Source organism: Pseudomonas sp. UBA6315 (genome assembly GCF_002438125.1).
GTDB lineage: Bacteria > Pseudomonadota > Gammaproteobacteria > Pseudomonadales > Pseudomonadaceae > Aquipseudomonas > Aquipseudomonas faucium.
This window is the reverse complement of sequence record NZ_DJTF01000076.1, coordinates 1-13,647: the sequence shown is the minus strand read 5'-3', so window position 1 is coordinate 13,647 and position 13,647 is coordinate 1. Positions and strand designations below refer to the sequence as shown.

The following is a 13,647-nucleotide window of genomic DNA, read 5'->3' as shown; positions in this document are numbered from 1 at the left end:
ATGGGCGCACTTCGAGCAGCACAATGGAACTACGACAACCAGTTGCCACCGGCGGTGAGCGAAAGCTCGGTTGAGGAAGCTGAGGCGCGCTGGATCGACGACGGAATTGCCGAGCTGATGGCGCGCCGCGACTTCGTGTTCCAGCGCAACTTCCGGCAGCGGGGCGTGACCTACGATCGCTTCGCCCAGGCGGTGGATGAGTTCGTGATGGGCCAGCTTGGCCTTTCGGGCATCAGCAAATCGGTGCTCGGCCGGCTGGTCCTTGCGGCGCGCTGCAAGATCACCGGTGACGCCGCCGCCGCGGCCGACGAGATCATGTGCGTCCCCAACCCTGACGCCATGCTGCAGGAGATCGCCCGAACGCTGCTCACGCCATTCGCGAAAGAGGGAGTGCTGGCCCAGGCCGAGGACTCGCGATGAGAAGTCCTCACGTCCTAATCGATGAAGAGCTCGACGCCATGGCCGACCCAGTGACACCCCTATCCTGGCAATCCATGGTCCTCAAGCTCCTCACCGAAATGCTGGCCGACCAGCGCCTCACCATCGAAGAGTTCAACCACTACTGCGGGCGTCTCAACAAGATCGTTGATGGGCGCAAGGAGGCTGCATGACCACGCCAATCGTTCAAACGCTCATCGACGAACAGGTTGCAGAGTTGCCAGAGGCGCTGGCCATGCCGGGCGACCGGGTGCTGATGCTCTTCAAAGGGCCGACCTTTGCCGCCGCGGTGCACCAGGCCGAACTGGCCAGCATCGAAAACCCGCAGGCCTGGAACTGCCGGGCATGCATCTGCGGCGAGTGGACAGTCGGGTATGAGGTCCGGGCATGAGGAACCGGTTCCCTGGCACCTGCTACCGATGCGGCGGCCATGTTGCCAAAGGCGCCGGCCACTTCGAGCGCCATCAAGGCAGTTGGAGAACCCAGCATGCCGACTGCGCAATCAAGGCGCGGGAGGAAAAGCTGAGGAACCTTCAGCCATGACCAGCTACCAGCGTGCACGCCGAATCGCCACCTGGCGCGGCTCCTTCCTCACCCTCACCTTCTGCACCGGCTGGCTCATCCTCAGCGCCCTGGCCGGCACCATCACTTCCTGAATACACACCCGGCGCACGACGGGCCTTCGGGATAACCGAACCCGTCGGGAGCGTAAGCGGCGAGAGCGCGCAACCATCCACCGAAGCCAGGGCCTGGAGCGTACCTCCGTGCCTGGGTGACCTGGCATTTCCCTTTTCAACTGACGGCGCCGGCCAGGCGCGAGGTTTTCCAATGTCTACCGCCAACATGAGCATCTGGGAGAAGGTCCAAACGACCGACACCCGATTCACCAAGGACGCCAAGGTCGGCGGCCAGCAGATCACCAGCCTCAACGGCACCGCCATGGTCATGAAAGCCACCGAGCTGTTCGGCCCGGTCGGCATTGGCTGGGGCTGGAAGATCATCGAAGAGCGCTTCGATGATGGCCACGAGATCTACGCCGGTGAAGGCGACAAGCGCGCCTGCATCGGCCGCGAGATCGGCCACACCGTCAAGATCTGCCTGTGGTTCATGCAGGACGGCCAGCGCGGCGAGATCGAGCAGTACGGCTGCACGCGCTACCAGTACAAGACCAACTACGGCATGACCACCGATGGCGAGGCGCCGAAGAAGTCGCTGACCGATGCCATCAAGAAAGCCCTGTCGATGCTGGGCTTCAGCGCAGACGTGTTCCTGGGCATGTTCGACGACGTGAACTACGTCCAGCAGTTGCAGGCCGAGCAGGCAATCGAGCAGGCCGAAGACCGTCAGGCCGAGATCGACCGGCAGCAGCAGGAGCGACTCGACTTCATCAAGGACACGATCACGACCATGCAGAAGGCGGTCACGCCGCATGAGCGCAAGAAAATCCACGACCACGCAGTCCGCAAGCTCATTGGCCGCAAAGATGAGAAAGGCGCTGCGCGGATCTCCCTTGAACTGAAGAACCTTGAAGCCGGTAAGCCGCAGGAGGCCGCAGCATGACCCAGCTCTACGCACTCACCGGCAAGATGGCCGATCTGGCCTCCATGTGCGACACCGACGACGAAGGCCTTAAGCAAGCCATTCAGGACACCATGGCCGGCATCCAGGGCGAGTTCGAAGTGAAGGCCGACAACATCGTCATGCTGCGCCGGAACATTGAGGGCGACATCGGGGCCATCGAAGCGGAGATCGACCGGTTAAACGAGCTCAAGCGCATCAAAACCAACAGCGTCACGGCGATCACCGACTACCTGCGCCGCAACATGGACGCCGCCAACATCAAGTCGATCAAGCGCCCGCTGTTCACAATCAGCCTGGTCACCGGCAAGGAAAAGGTGATCGTCGACAACGAACAGGCGGTACCGGATGAGCTCACTTCGGTAGTGACCAAGATCGCACCTGACAAGAACGCCATCGCCGCCAAGCTCAAGGCCAACCGTGAGCACAACGAAGCCGTCCGCAAGCGCATGACCGCCGGCGAAGACTGCGAACACGAACTGATCCCCGAGCCTGCCTGGGCGCACCTAGAGCGCGGTGAGAGCTCGATCCGCATCAAGTGAGGCAAGCATGAACCCATCAATCAGCCTGGAGGCAGAAGTAGCGGCCTTCCTTGCCTCTGGAGGCAGCATCATCGTGCTCGATGGTTTCCAGTACGTTCCGCACCGGCCGCACCGCGACATTGAGCGGGTTCGCGCCGTGCAGCCAAAGCCGATCAGCCAGAAGGCACAGAAGCGCCAAGAGCAACTGGCCGAGCTGCGCAAGCTGGCCAAGACCATGACCTATGCCGAAGCCATGGAGCACACAGGTTTGGCTCAGACCACGCTGTACCGTGCAGCGATGGAAGGATGTTTCTGCTTCCGGCCTGACCCGAAACGTGGCCGCGGCGAGAAGAACAGGGTCTACGCCGACCCGGAAGTAGACAAGGCCCTGGCCGCCGAGATCACCCAGTTGCGCGATGCTGGCCTGAACAGGCACGAAGCCAAGACCAAGCTGGGAATTTCCGACCGCAAGTTCTGCCGCGTCATCCACCTGTTCGGCGTCGACTACCCCAAGGTTGGGGGCAAGCGATGCGACGGACCAATTTGAAGTTTCAGGTCCGCCAGCGCCGGCGACAAGAACAGTTCCACCTGCCGCCCAGCGGCCTCAAGGAGCACCGAAATGCAGAAAGCACCCTCTGGAGTCGTGACCCTACCGGCCTGGATGAATCGGCCGGTCAAGAAGCTGTACAACACCCGCAGCGGCGGCCAGTACCGGCCTGATGATGTGGCCCTGGCTTTTGCGCTGAGCCTGCGCCTCCACAACAGTGCTGACCACCTGCGCAAGCTTGCCCGGCGCCTGGTCGACAAGGTCTGCCTGGAGCACCAGCCGAACATGAAGCGCCTGGCCCGCGAGCCAGACGACGCCAAGGTGTTCGACGCCGCGCTCAAGATCATCAATCGGGTGTGCGACCTGCTGGAGTACGCCCCGGGCACCGCGTTCGTGCGCAATGGAGAGGACGATGGCCAAGACTCAGAAGCAGCGTGACGACGATCGCCGGGACCGTGAGGCCAAGGCCCAGGTCGAGGATCTGCGCCTCAAGGTGAGGCCTGGCACCAAGCAGGCCCTGACAGAGATCAAGGACTGGGCCAGTGTCGAAGAAAATGGCGAGGCCATGACCCTGCTGATCCACCGCATCCATGAATTAGGGCCTGTAGCGGCCCGTCACTTCCTCAGTGCGCCGCGCCACGAAATCAAGCTTTCAAGTTCAGTGGTGCGCAAACTCGACCAGTTTCGCCTGAGTCGCGAATTGCGCGCGCCGGACCTCATGCTTGGCGACGACCCGGACGATACCGGCCTGATCCTGCTTGCAGAGCGGGCCTGAGCTTCCGGCGCTGCCCGCGATCGCCTCAGCCGTTTCCGTGATCGTAACCCCCTCCCCCCTCGCAAAGCGTTACCTCATATTTTGCAGGGGCGCCATGAGGCGTGGGTAGCTTGCGAGCCGTGTGCTTTGCCCCGCACTTAGGACAGGACAGCTTCAAGTGGCCAGTGTCCGGGTCATCATGCAAATCAGCCTTGAACTCCGCATTGCATTTCTTGCAGGTAGTCATGAGCCATTCCTCCAAGTGATGAACTCGAAAGTATAGACCCCCTTCCCCCATTCAACGATAACGCCTCCCCGGCGAGGATCGCCCATGTCTGCATTCCAGAAAAAGAACCACCTCGATTTCAAAACCCAGTACGGCCTTGGCTTCGACCCTCAGGACGATGAGATCGTGGTCGACTTCTTCTGCGGTGGCGGCGGCGCCGGTACCGGGCTGGAGATGGGCCTGGGCCGACCGGTGACTGTGGCCAAGAACCACAGCCCGGCAGCGATCAGCATGCACACCGCCAACCACCCGCACGCCAAGCACTTCACTACCGACGTGTTCGAGGGTGACCCCGACGAGGAGTGCCAGGGCCGCCGTGTGGGATGGTTCCACATGAGCCCCGACTGCACGCACCACAGCCAGGCCGCTGGTGGGCAGCCGCGCAAGCGCGAGATCCGCAACCTGTCGTGGATCGGCCTGAAGTGGGCCGGCAAGAAGAAGCCCCGGGTTATCAGCCTGGAGAACGTGAAGCAAATCCTGCAGTGGGGCCCGCTGATCGCCAAGCGCGACAAGGTGACAGGCCGAGTGATCACGCTCGACCGGGTGTCGCACCCAACCAAGCCAAAGGCGATGATCAACCGGGTAGCGGAGCCTGGCGAGCAGGTACCTGTATCCAACCAGTTCCTGGTACCGAACCCCAAGCGCCGCGGTATTACCTGGAAGCGGTTTGTTCAGTTGCTGGAAGGCATGGGCTACCAGGTGGAATGGCGGATCATCAAGGCCTGCGACTTCGGTGCGCCAACCAGCCGGGAACGCCTGTTCATGATCGCCCGCTGCGATGGCCAGCCTATCGTGTGGCCTGAGCCCACCCACGCCAAGAACCCTGGCAAACGCCAGCAGAAGTGGCGCACGGCCGCGGAGTGCATCGACTGGACCGTGCCGAGCAAGAGCATTTTCGACCGCAAGAAGGCTTTGGCAGAAGCCACCCTGCGCCGGGTGGCCAAGGGCATGAAAAAGTTTGTCCTGGACAACCCGCAGCCTTTCATTGTGCCGATCGCCAATTGGTCGGGGGAGAGCGTACAGCCCCTGGCCGAGCCTCTTCGTACCGTCACCGCGTGGCCACGGGGCGGCACCTTCGCCATGTCCAGCCCAACCCTGGTGCAAACCGGTTACGGTGAGCGTGAGGGGCAGCTGCCACGCGTCCTTGGCCTGGGGCAACCGCTGGGCACTATCGTCGCTGGCGGCGTGAAACACGCCCTTACCAGCGCGGTAATTCTTCCGGCCACCCACCAGGGTTCCGATCGGGTGAACGACCCAGCAGAGCCCCTGCCAACGGTTACAGCAGCCAACCGTGGCGAACTGATGCTGGCGCGTCCGGTGATGATCGACGCCGGCAAAACAACAGCATTCATGGTGCAAAACAACAACCATCGCGGCACCGTTCCGTCTACTGGCCGGGCCTTGAGCGAGCCCATGTCCACGGTTACCGTGAAGTCTCCGCAAGGCGTGGCAACCGCGCACATGACCACGCTGCGCAACAACTGCATCGGCAGCGATCTTGGCTCCCCCGTTGGTACCATAACCGCAGGTGCCGAGCATCACGGCCTGGTGCAATACACGTTGTCACCAGAGCACGAGAAGGGCGCCCTGCAGGTCGCTGCGTTCCTGATCCGTTACTACGGCACTGAGAACATGAGCCCCTGCGATGAGCCTCTTTCGACCATCACGACCAAGGACCGCCTGGCCCTGGTGACCGTGTATGTGAAGGGGACGCCATACGTCATCGTTGATATCTGCCTGCGGATGCTGCAACCCCATGAGCTCTACCGGGCCCAGGGCTTCCCAGCGAACTACATCATCGACATGGGCGCAGACGGCAGGCCGTTCACCAAGACCGAGCAGGTACACATGTGCGGCAACAGCGTCAGCCCTCCACCGATGGCAGCACTTGCCCGAGCAAATGACCCGTGGAAGGTCCTACAGCAGAGTGCCGCTGCTGCTTAATCCTAGGAGTGCAAAAGTTGGTGCTGCTTGGCTTCGAAAGTCGATAGGACCGGGGCTGGATTGGTAACGCTGTTCACCGCGATCCATTTCCGCGTGGCCGCAACATCGAACACCAGCTTTTGCGCATCTATCTCCGCAAGAAGTGAACGAGACAACCGATATCGGCCGCATTCACCACACTTTCTCTCCTCGAAATCGCCAGTAGTAGGCGTAACCGATTCCGCCTTGGCCTTGCAAACGAAGCAATCCATAACTGCGCCCTCCCTTTAGTAGTGGCCAATTGACTCTAGCTCATATGGCCTGAGGTATCCCCATGCCCACAGAAAACCGATCCAGCAACACCGAGATGGTCAGCGTGCAGCGCGAGCGACTTGATGCGCTCTGGCGCGAGATCCAAGACAGCTCTCTGCGGAGCGAGGATCCACCCCATGTCCGCTTTGCTGCTGCCCTCCTAGCCCATCCAGCCGAGGAGCACCAGGTCAAGCCGGTGGCGCTTCCCTCCTGCAATGCCAAGCTGAGCGATTCCCACGACTGGGACCAAGGCTATCGCGGGGGCTGGAGGGCCTGCCTCGACGAGATCTCCAAGCTGGGGCCGCTCTACACCCACGCCGATCATTGCGAGGTTGAGCGGCTGCGCGCCGACCTGGCCCAGTGCGAAGCCATGGCCGCGATGGTTGCTGAGCGCGAATGGGCAGAGCATGTCGGTACCGGCCTAGTATCCAGCAAGGTCGAGGCTGCATTCTCCCAGCTGCACATCGACCTGCACGGCGCCAATGAGAAGCTGGCCGGGCGGGATGCGCTGCTGCGAGAGGCCTACGCAGAGCTCCTCGCCATCAAGGCTGAAATCGGTTTTCGCGGCGCCACGATAGCCCTGATTGGTCGGATTGACGCGACCCTGTCCGCCAGCGCAGAGCCAGAGGCGAAATCGTGAAGACACATTTCGCACCATTCACCGACCTGGAAGACCTCGAGCAAGCCCCGTGCGGCACCTGGCTAGGCGAGGCCAGTGAGCTATCGGGCGACTGGGCCAGAGTCGATTGCCTGCTCTGCCAAAATCACAAGGCAAAGATCATCGCAGCTGGCGCAGCCGAAGAGCGTTTCATCGTCGAGCAGATGGGCGACATGGCGGCCTTCATGCGCGCGGAAGACTCCGCCCCGCAAGAGAACATTTGTACTCCTCAGCTGCAACCCCTCTCCCCATTATTCAATGCCGCGATATGGCGGCCAAGGCGCTCTCTTGCCCACAGAAAAACGCTCACCCGCCAGAGGCTCGACCGTAGTTGGGTGTCACGGCTTGTGTCTCAAGTAGAAGGCAAGAGCCACCGCATCCACCGCCATCACGACTGCGATTAGGAGAAGCATCAACTGGTGATCGCCCGGAACCATGTCCGCATTCCTAGATTTAGGCAGTCCGATGGATGTTAGCTATTTCTATTCCATTTCCACTATATCGCAGCAACGCAGTGAGTACTCCTGCAAACCGAGGACAATGCTGGTTGGCCAACCGCATCTCTACTACTGAGATCCAGAAAATTTCCTTCGAGACGGAACGATTTGATATCACAATGATTCAGATAGCTTGCTAACAAACAAAACCAGGTTTTTAGGACTACCGTGATCATGAAGAAAATCATCGCAGCGTCGGTGCTTTCCTTGGCAGCATTTTCTGCAGGGGCAACTGAGCTATCAGGTGCAGTGGGCGCAACCTCACAAGGAGGGCTTACTGCCCGAGCGGGCGTAGGATTTGCCTGGGATAAAACCTGGTTCGAGTCGACCACCGGCCGCCTTACTGGCTATTGGGATGCGGGATACACGTATTGGGAAGCGGGCGATGCCTCCGGTGGCGCGCACTCCCTTTCGTTCGCTCCGGTATTCGTGTACGAGTTTGGCAGCGGCAACGTCAAACCATTCATTGAGGCCGGAATCGGCCTAGCGGTGTTCTCCGGAACATCAGCCGGGGATCAAGAGTTAGGCTCCGCGTTCAACTTTGAAGATCGCATCGGGGCAGGACTGAAGATCGGGAACTCACAGAGGATCGGCATTCGTGCAATGCACTACTCTAATGCCGGGATCAAGCAGCCGAATGATGGGATCGAATCCTACTCCCTGTTTTACAGCCATCAAATTTGATGCAGACGGGCCCGCATTCTTGCGGGCCTTTCCCAAGGCAGCAGCACTGCCACCTCAGTCACTCCCCACTGAAGCTTTTGGGATCAATCGGCATCGGTTGGAACTCATCACCCTGCCCTGAAACCCACCAGCGAACATCGGTTATACCGTGACGTTCTGCTGTGGGCCTGCTGACCTTCTTGATTTTTTGTTGCCCAAATCGAGGAATCACGCCAAGCCCAGCATCGCAACTCGCCCAATGCCAAGCCTCAGTGTTGTCCATTCGCTCTAGCCGAATGATGAAGGTCTTATAGATGTTATGCAGGCGGTACTCCACCACGTAAAGCTGTGGACCTTTCATCAGTGTTTCTCCACGAATAAGTGTGGAATGGACAGCGTAGGCTTTTTGAAAATTCCGTTAGTGCCTGCGTACCTGATGACGGTTTCGCCCGCGAAGAGAGAGCTTAAAGCTTCCCTCTGCCCCGCGGACCAATGCTAGTTAGGACCGGGTGGCCTCGGTTTCTACGAACTGCTGAGCCAGCGCCTTGCCGGCTAGAACAGCTTCCTCCGAAGAGGCGAATCCACTGCGCACCCTCAGCGCGCGCGTAATGCCACCAGGGCGACCTACTTCCACAAGCATGCCAGTAGGGCAATCGAAGTCTGGCTCCCAGAGAACGTAGATAGATGCCTGGTATCCGAGATACGAGTGCAGGTGTAGGTCATGACTTGAGGACTGAAGGCTCATCACTCTCTCCAACTAAGCGGCTAAATTTTCACCTCTGCTGCAGATACGACCGGTGCGCCAAGATGGGCGTTCCGTTGACAAGCTTCATCACTTATAAAGACGCGAACCTTTGCGGGGAAGCGGCTCTAGGATGGCGGCACTTGGCGGGGGAAAAGCTTTTGCCACCCAGTCGCGAGCACGCTCCAGCGCCCAAGACATCGCCACGGAGAGCTTCTGCCCAACACACTCTGGATGCTGCTCCTCTAGGAGGAGCACCCCCTTACTCCCATAGATGCCGAGGAACACCTGAGTGACGTTATCCAGCGAGAGCCTTGCCTGGATGTTTATCAGCGTGCCACATGAGAGTCGTTCATCGTAGTTGCGAAAGTGCAATTCAGGATTGGCCCACTCCCAATAAACCTTACCTCGATTACGCATGGAACGGACCTTTCATCTCAAATTCTTGACCGGATAGCCAGCATACACAGCTGATTGAGCGAATCTACTTCAGAAAGTGAGCGTTACATTTTTTTACATTTGCTGAATCACCTGAATGGATGTGATCGTGCCAGAAGCAACGACAGCCTCCCCCGCCAGATGCCGAGCGCGTCCCACTCCCCAAGCCAGCGCTCTGGTCATTGATTCCCCGGGTCGTGAGTCAAAAGCCTCTTCGTGAATAGCCATGCCGCTTGGGGCGTATATGCCGATGAACATCTGAGTGTTACCCGTTCGCGACAGCCGCACCTGAACATCAATGAATGTGCCATTGCTTAGCGTTTCGTCATGAGTGCGATGGTGCAGCGTGGCGTCTGCCCATTCCCAAAACACATCTCCGCGAATTCTCATGGCGATCTCCTACGACTTTAGTTTCATGTGTATCTGCCACCATAGCCAAAGCCAAACGGGTCGCAACCGCAATTAGTCGGCATGTGAGCTGAATCGGACAATTGGCCTCTAAACCTGTACCCACCCCTTTCCCATGTACAACTTTTTGCCGCGATATGGCGGCCAAGGACGAAGTCATGCCTGAAGAAAAGCAGCAAGCCTGGCCAGATCACTTCCGCTACATCGACTCCATTGGCCCGGAAGGCGTAACGATCGTCTGTCGGCGTTACGTGGTGATCCGTGAAAGCGAGCACTGCTACTGGCTCGTACCAGAAGCTAATGTAGAAATGGCAAAGCATTCAGAGGCCGCGACGGGCAGAGTCTGGCGCTTTGCGAAACGTGTCTCGAAAGACTCCTGGCGCCGGTTCGCCTACCCCGACAAAGAAGAGGCGCTGCGCAGCTACAAGGCCCGCAAGAGCCTTCAGATGAGCCATGCCGAGCTGGCCATGGAGCGCGCGAAGGCAGCGCTGGCCGACGTGAAAGACCTTGAGGCAATTAATGACGAGCACCTGTGTGCCGGCGGCGATTACATCAGACAGCTCAACTGGTTGGACTGCTGATGACCCCCCTCGCCCTCTGCCTCCTGCTGCTGGCCACCGGCGCCAGCGCAACCGAGAACGTCATCGACGTGCAGCACGACAGCCAACGCGGCGTCACCTGCTACCTGTTCAATGGGGTAGGTATCAGCTGCATCCCCGACAATCAGCTGCAAGCCAGCAACCAGCGCCAGCTCTCCCCGCACGAAACCCAACCCGAACCTACACCCGCACTGGCGCCTGGGCGCTCGGTTGATGAGAGGTATGAGCTGTGAGTAAAGCCGCCCGCAAAGACGTGCTCGACGAAATGACCAAGGAAGACTTGGTGGACTGGATCAGGTCGCAGCACTTTTTCATCAAGCCCAAGAAGAGTGATGTTCTCTACCTGCGCTGGAATCGGCAATCGGCCTCCGTTATCGATGAGATGGAGAAGGAAAACCGCGCACTTGATCACCTCGACTTCAGCGAGCGTGATCGCCTGGCCAAGCAGTTCAACGCCTCGAAAGACCCTAATGAGCGCCTTCGGCTGATCGAGAAGATCGAACCGTATGACAAGGCCATGAGGGACCATCTCAGCCGATCCGAGGCGATTAACCGCAAGCAGAAGCGAGTGGATGCTCTTTACGAGCAGATCGATGTGGAGCGTCGGAAGGAGCAGCGTGCATGACCGACCTGATCGAAGTGAAGACGGCCAGGCTGATCGGCGCGTCGCTGGACTGGGCGGTGGCCATGGCCGAGGGCTTCAGCTCAGACCCAGGCCAGCGCACGACAATCTGGCGCGCCGAGGACGACCCGACCAGCGTCAGCATCCGTGGTGCCGCCGAAGGCTTCGGCTATCGCCCATCCGCCAACTGGGAGCAAGGCGGCCCGCTGATCGACAAGCACTGCGGCAGCACTCAGCACGCTCCGGGCCTGGCCGAGGAGGCCTGCTACAGCGGCGGCCCAGCCGGTGCTGGGATCTGGCTCTATGGCCCCACAGCACTGGTCGCGTTTTGCCGCGGCTTCGTGCACCACATGCTTGGCGATACCGTCCAGGTGCCGAAGGAGCTCTGCCACTGGCTCTGCCTCTGATGTACATCGAACTAATCTAAATGGCTGGTTGGAGGCGATCTAAGCCGAAAGTGCTGGAAGCTCTTTAGACAGAAAGGCAGTAGCGCCTGGGCTCAACAAAGTGCGGTTTAAATCGCAACGTGATACCCATTTACAGGCGGCAATTTCATTGCGCGGGGCTGGCTTATCAAAATCACCCAAACACGCCGTGAACACATGATGGAACGTACAGCCGGCCTCTAGACTGCAGAGTGCTAACAAGCTGTTGCCACGCAATCCAGTCTCTTCCTCAAGTTCACGAGCAGCAGCTTGCTGCGGTGTTTCACCTGATTCGATTGCGCCGCCCGGAAAGTTCCATTTTCCACCCTTCCTTCGCACCAGCAACACCTTGCCACTACGTAAGCAGATGATTGTGGCTCTTACTTTATTTGCCTTTTGTTGTTTAAGGGGCATCTGATTGCTCGTCACGATTTATCAGGCATTCAAAGACTTCTGTGCAGTTCAAGCACTGCCTCACCTTTTCGATGACAAGTAAATTATGCAACAAGTTCAGCCAAGCACCCCAAAGTGCTGGGATCCCTGCTGACCCCTCCCCTTGCTACTTAAGCGCGCCGACGATAACCGACGACCAGCAGCATGATTCCTGGCACCACAAGGCCAACCGCCGTGTAGCCGAAAGCAACCTGGCCAGATGCTCCGACAGCGGCGAACGCAGCTCCAACTGCAATCAGTGGAGCCGCTGCTAAGTAGAAAGGCTTGGCTGTCTTGCCCATAACGATCCTCCTGAAAGAGGGCCTATTTAATCACACCCTGCCGCCACCGGCGGCTTGGAGACCCTATGCATTCAAAAAGGAAAAAGCCAGGCGATGAACACGCCGGGCAAGAACAAGCCGTTGCCCAAGAGATGGACAAGGTGACGGAAGAGAAGATGGCCGACCTGCTGGGCATTACGCTGCGCGCCCTTCAAACCAGGCGCCAGCGCGGAAAGATTCCCGAGGGCGTCTGGAACAAGAACGGTCGCAACATCATGTACAGCAGATGGAGATATGAGGAATGGCTAGAAAGCCTGTGGGTCTGCCCCCTGGAATTGAAATCCGAGGAGACTCGCTCCGAATCCGTTTCACTTGGAACGGTGAGCGTCGCGGGGAAACCGTCGCACATCCCCCGACAGCGCAGGGGATCAAAGCTGCCAGCCGTTTACGTGATCAAGTAGTCAACCTGATCCGACACAACCTGCTCGATGACGAGAAATACGCGGAGCTCTTCCCGGGCTCGGAGGCAGCGCGACAAGTTGCAGACGCAATGCCCAGCCTGGGCGACTACACCCAGATGTGGCTGGACAGCCGGGACATCGTTCAGGGCACCCGGAACAACTACAAGAGCATCTTCAACATCTACTGGATGCCATACCTCGGATTGCGCCGGCTGGATATGATCACCCCTACCATGCTGCGCGGGGTGATTTCGCAGATTCAATGGACATCCGCTGGGGTGAAACGCAACGCGATCATCAAGCTGTCGAGCGTATTCAAGACGGCTGTGTTCGACGGATTGATCACCAAGAACCCGACCGCCTCACTCGATAAGCCGAGGCCGGTGAAGAAGGTCGTAGACCCCTACACCCGCACGGAGGCCGAGACAATTATCTCGCACCTCTATGCGACCCTCCGCAAATACTCCCAGATCTACGCGGCGTTCTTCGAGTTCTGCTTCTTCACCGGGGTTCGGCCTGGCGAAGCCATGGGCCTGAAGTGGGAGGATGTCGACTTGGATCAGCGATCGGCAACGATTCGCCGGATCATCGTCAACCGAGTGCCTGAAGAGCGCACGAAGACCAAGCACCACCGGGTGGTGCTGCTCAACGAGCGCGCGCTTAACGCCATCACCCAGGCCCAGCGAATGGCGACTCTTCGACGCATGGCGTCCAAATCGGCCCATCCAGTAAGCCCTTTTGTGTTCCAACCGAGCAAAGGTGGGCTGTGGATCAACGAGCCAAGTGTTACAATCCGCCACTTCAAATCAGCGCTCGAGGCGCTGAACATCCGTGAACGCCGTCAGTACGACACCCGCCACACCTACGCAACCATGTGCCTCATGTCTGGGATGAACCCTGCGTTCATTGCGAACCAGCTTGGCCACAGCGTCGAGATGTTGCTTTCTACCTACGCGAAATGGATCAGCTCCTCCTCGGATTGGAGGGAGCTGGAGAAGCTGCCGCCCCGAGTCGAATTGGCCCAAAATTGGCCCAAAACTGACGAGAGGGCCTAAATACACC

23 protein-coding genes are annotated in these 13,647 nt (G+C 59.2%); 18 read left to right on the top strand and 5 right to left on the bottom strand.

Annotated features, from left to right (window positions below):
- The 12 genes from B3E94_RS09475 (at position 1) to B3E94_RS09420 (ending at position 8,198) form a co-directional block, all read left to right on the top strand.
- Positions 1–420: a hypothetical protein gene (locus tag B3E94_RS09475; RefSeq protein ID WP_286913239.1), complete on the top strand. Its 420-nt coding sequence runs from the start codon at positions 1–3 to the stop codon at positions 418–420.
- Positions 417–611, top strand: coding sequence for a hypothetical protein (locus B3E94_RS09470; RefSeq protein ID WP_286913238.1), 195 nt, complete (start codon positions 417–419; stop codon positions 609–611). Before B3E94_RS09475 ends, B3E94_RS09470 begins: the two co-directional genes overlap by 4 nt.
- Positions 608–829 (top strand): hypothetical protein, encoded by a 222-nt coding sequence (locus B3E94_RS09465; RefSeq protein ID WP_286913236.1) that lies wholly within the window; start codon positions 608–610, stop codon positions 827–829. The genes B3E94_RS09470 and B3E94_RS09465 overlap by 4 nt, the downstream gene beginning before the upstream one ends.
- A 437-nt stretch (positions 830–1,266) precedes the next feature.
- The gene (locus B3E94_RS09460) at positions 1,267–1,998 is read left to right on the top strand and encodes a hypothetical protein (RefSeq protein ID WP_286913234.1); all 732 of its coding nucleotides are present in this window, start codon (positions 1,267–1,269) and stop codon (positions 1,996–1,998) included.
- Positions 1,995–2,558, top strand: coding sequence for a siphovirus Gp157 family protein (locus B3E94_RS09455; protein WP_286913233.1), 564 nt, complete (start codon positions 1,995–1,997; stop codon positions 2,556–2,558). Before B3E94_RS09460 ends, B3E94_RS09455 begins: the two co-directional genes overlap by 4 nt.
- Positions 2,559–2,565: 7 nt before the next feature.
- Positions 2,566–3,084 carry a hypothetical protein gene (locus tag B3E94_RS09450; protein WP_286913231.1) on the top strand — a complete coding sequence of 173 codons (519 nt, stop codon included), beginning with the start codon at positions 2,566–2,568 and terminating at the stop codon, positions 3,082–3,084.
- 72 nt (positions 3,085–3,156) lie between these two features.
- Complete coding sequence (locus B3E94_RS09445; protein WP_286913230.1) at positions 3,157–3,522, top strand: hypothetical protein; 366 nt, start codon at positions 3,157–3,159, stop codon at positions 3,520–3,522.
- A complete protein-coding gene (locus B3E94_RS09440; protein WP_286913229.1) occupies positions 3,497–3,859 on the top strand; it encodes a hypothetical protein in 363 nt (120 codons plus the stop codon). The genes B3E94_RS09445 and B3E94_RS09440 overlap by 26 nt, the downstream gene beginning before the upstream one ends.
- A gap of 310 nt (positions 3,860–4,169) precedes the next feature.
- Positions 4,170–6,068: a DNA cytosine methyltransferase gene (locus B3E94_RS09435; RefSeq protein WP_286913228.1), complete on the top strand. Its 1,899-nt coding sequence runs from the start codon at positions 4,170–4,172 to the stop codon at positions 6,066–6,068.
- A gap of 313 nt (positions 6,069–6,381) precedes the next feature.
- Positions 6,382–6,999: a hypothetical protein gene (locus tag B3E94_RS09430; protein ID WP_286913227.1), complete on the top strand. Its 618-nt coding sequence runs from the start codon at positions 6,382–6,384 to the stop codon at positions 6,997–6,999.
- On the top strand, positions 6,996–7,421 hold the full coding sequence (locus B3E94_RS09425) for a hypothetical protein (RefSeq protein WP_286913225.1): 426 nt from the start codon (positions 6,996–6,998) through the stop codon (positions 7,419–7,421). Before B3E94_RS09430 ends, B3E94_RS09425 begins: the two co-directional genes overlap by 4 nt.
- Before the next feature lie 267 nt (positions 7,422–7,688).
- Positions 7,689–8,198: an acyloxyacyl hydrolase gene (locus B3E94_RS09420; RefSeq protein WP_286913224.1), complete on the top strand. Its 510-nt coding sequence runs from the start codon at positions 7,689–7,691 to the stop codon at positions 8,196–8,198.
- A 58-nt stretch (positions 8,199–8,256) separates the two neighbouring features.
- Here B3E94_RS09420 and B3E94_RS09415 read toward each other — a convergent pair whose 3' ends face one another.
- The 3 genes from B3E94_RS09415 to B3E94_RS09405 form a co-directional block, all read right to left on the bottom strand.
- The gene (locus tag B3E94_RS09415; RefSeq protein WP_286913223.1) at positions 8,257–8,538 is read right to left on the bottom strand and encodes a DUF6555 family protein; all 282 of its coding nucleotides are present in this window, start codon (positions 8,536–8,538) and stop codon (positions 8,257–8,259) included.
- Between the two features lie 471 nt (positions 8,539–9,009).
- Positions 9,010–9,339 (bottom strand): hypothetical protein, encoded by a 330-nt coding sequence (locus B3E94_RS09410; protein ID WP_286913222.1) that lies wholly within the window; start codon positions 9,337–9,339, stop codon positions 9,010–9,012.
- A 93-nt stretch (positions 9,340–9,432) separates the two neighbouring features.
- Entirely contained in the window at positions 9,433–9,747 is a 315-nt protein-coding gene (locus B3E94_RS09405; protein ID WP_286913221.1) for a hypothetical protein, read from the bottom strand.
- Between the two features lie 176 nt (positions 9,748–9,923).
- On the opposite strand from B3E94_RS09405, the gene B3E94_RS09400 reads away from it, so the two are divergent.
- Genes B3E94_RS09400 through B3E94_RS09385 form a run of 4 tightly spaced genes read left to right on the top strand, consistent with a single transcriptional unit; the run spans position 9,924 to position 11,393 of the window.
- A complete protein-coding gene (locus B3E94_RS09400) occupies positions 9,924–10,346 on the top strand; it encodes a hypothetical protein (protein WP_286913220.1) in 423 nt (140 codons plus the stop codon).
- Positions 10,346–10,597, top strand: a complete 252-nt coding sequence (locus B3E94_RS09395) for a hypothetical protein (protein ID WP_286913219.1) — start codon at positions 10,346–10,348, stop codon at positions 10,595–10,597. Before B3E94_RS09400 ends, B3E94_RS09395 begins: the two co-directional genes overlap by 1 nt.
- Complete coding sequence (locus B3E94_RS09390; RefSeq protein ID WP_286913217.1) at positions 10,594–10,989, top strand: hypothetical protein; 396 nt, start codon at positions 10,594–10,596, stop codon at positions 10,987–10,989. The genes B3E94_RS09395 and B3E94_RS09390 overlap by 4 nt, the downstream gene beginning before the upstream one ends.
- Positions 10,986–11,393, top strand: coding sequence for a phage protein NinX family protein (locus tag B3E94_RS09385; RefSeq protein WP_286913215.1), 408 nt, complete (start codon positions 10,986–10,988; stop codon positions 11,391–11,393). Before B3E94_RS09390 ends, B3E94_RS09385 begins: the two co-directional genes overlap by 4 nt.
- 39 nt (positions 11,394–11,432) lie before the next feature.
- Here the strand turns inward: B3E94_RS09385 and B3E94_RS09380 are convergent, their stop codons facing one another.
- Positions 11,433–11,825: an NUDIX hydrolase gene (locus tag B3E94_RS09380; RefSeq protein WP_286913214.1), complete on the bottom strand. Its 393-nt coding sequence runs from the start codon at positions 11,823–11,825 to the stop codon at positions 11,433–11,435.
- A gap of 149 nt (positions 11,826–11,974) precedes the next feature.
- Positions 11,975–12,145, bottom strand: a complete 171-nt coding sequence (locus B3E94_RS09375) for a hypothetical protein (protein ID WP_286913212.1) — start codon at positions 12,143–12,145, stop codon at positions 11,975–11,977.
- 65 nt (positions 12,146–12,210) lie between these two features.
- Between B3E94_RS09375 and B3E94_RS09370 the strand changes: the two genes are divergently transcribed.
- Together B3E94_RS09370 and B3E94_RS09365 are read left to right on the top strand one after the other, a co-directional pair.
- Positions 12,211–12,585, top strand: a complete 375-nt coding sequence (locus B3E94_RS09370) for a hypothetical protein (protein ID WP_286913211.1) — start codon at positions 12,211–12,213, stop codon at positions 12,583–12,585.
- Entirely contained in the window at positions 12,486–13,640 is a 1,155-nt protein-coding gene (locus tag B3E94_RS09365) for a tyrosine-type recombinase/integrase (protein ID WP_286913343.1), read from the top strand. The genes B3E94_RS09370 and B3E94_RS09365 overlap by 100 nt, the downstream gene beginning before the upstream one ends.
- Positions 13,641–13,647 lie beyond the last annotated feature (7 nt).

Coding starts and splice junctions, on each gene's coding strand:
- B3E94_RS09475 (WP_286913239.1), top strand. CDS start 1: ATGGGCGCACTTCGAGCAGCACAATGGAACTACGACAACCAGTTGCCA.
- B3E94_RS09470 (WP_286913238.1), top strand. CDS start 417: ATGAGAAGTCCTCACGTCCTAATCGATGAAGAGCTCGACGCCATGGCC.
- B3E94_RS09465 (WP_286913236.1), top strand. CDS start 608: ATGACCACGCCAATCGTTCAAACGCTCATCGACGAACAGGTTGCAGAG.
- B3E94_RS09460 (WP_286913234.1), top strand. CDS start 1,267: ATGTCTACCGCCAACATGAGCATCTGGGAGAAGGTCCAAACGACCGAC.
- B3E94_RS09455 (WP_286913233.1), top strand. CDS start 1,995: ATGACCCAGCTCTACGCACTCACCGGCAAGATGGCCGATCTGGCCTCC.
- B3E94_RS09450 (WP_286913231.1), top strand. CDS start 2,566: ATGAACCCATCAATCAGCCTGGAGGCAGAAGTAGCGGCCTTCCTTGCC.
- B3E94_RS09445 (WP_286913230.1), top strand. CDS start 3,157: ATGCAGAAAGCACCCTCTGGAGTCGTGACCCTACCGGCCTGGATGAAT.
- B3E94_RS09440 (WP_286913229.1), top strand. CDS start 3,497: ATGGCCAAGACTCAGAAGCAGCGTGACGACGATCGCCGGGACCGTGAG.
- B3E94_RS09435 (WP_286913228.1), top strand. CDS start 4,170: ATGTCTGCATTCCAGAAAAAGAACCACCTCGATTTCAAAACCCAGTAC.
- B3E94_RS09430 (WP_286913227.1), top strand. CDS start 6,382: ATGCCCACAGAAAACCGATCCAGCAACACCGAGATGGTCAGCGTGCAG.
- B3E94_RS09420 (WP_286913224.1), top strand. CDS start 7,689: ATGAAGAAAATCATCGCAGCGTCGGTGCTTTCCTTGGCAGCATTTTCT.
- B3E94_RS09415 (WP_286913223.1), bottom strand. CDS start 8,538: ATGAAAGGTCCACAGCTTTACGTGGTGGAGTACCGCCTGCATAACATC.
- B3E94_RS09410 (WP_286913222.1), bottom strand. CDS start 9,339: ATGCGTAATCGAGGTAAGGTTTATTGGGAGTGGGCCAATCCTGAATTG.
- B3E94_RS09405 (WP_286913221.1), bottom strand. CDS start 9,747: ATGAGAATTCGCGGAGATGTGTTTTGGGAATGGGCAGACGCCACGCTG.
- B3E94_RS09400 (WP_286913220.1), top strand. CDS start 9,924: ATGCCTGAAGAAAAGCAGCAAGCCTGGCCAGATCACTTCCGCTACATC.
- B3E94_RS09395 (WP_286913219.1), top strand. CDS start 10,346: ATGACCCCCCTCGCCCTCTGCCTCCTGCTGCTGGCCACCGGCGCCAGC.
- B3E94_RS09385 (WP_286913215.1), top strand. CDS start 10,986: ATGACCGACCTGATCGAAGTGAAGACGGCCAGGCTGATCGGCGCGTCG.
- B3E94_RS09380 (WP_286913214.1), bottom strand. CDS start 11,825: ATGCCCCTTAAACAACAAAAGGCAAATAAAGTAAGAGCCACAATCATC.
- B3E94_RS09375 (WP_286913212.1), bottom strand. CDS start 12,145: ATGGGCAAGACAGCCAAGCCTTTCTACTTAGCAGCGGCTCCACTGATT.
- B3E94_RS09370 (WP_286913211.1), top strand. CDS start 12,211: ATGCATTCAAAAAGGAAAAAGCCAGGCGATGAACACGCCGGGCAAGAA.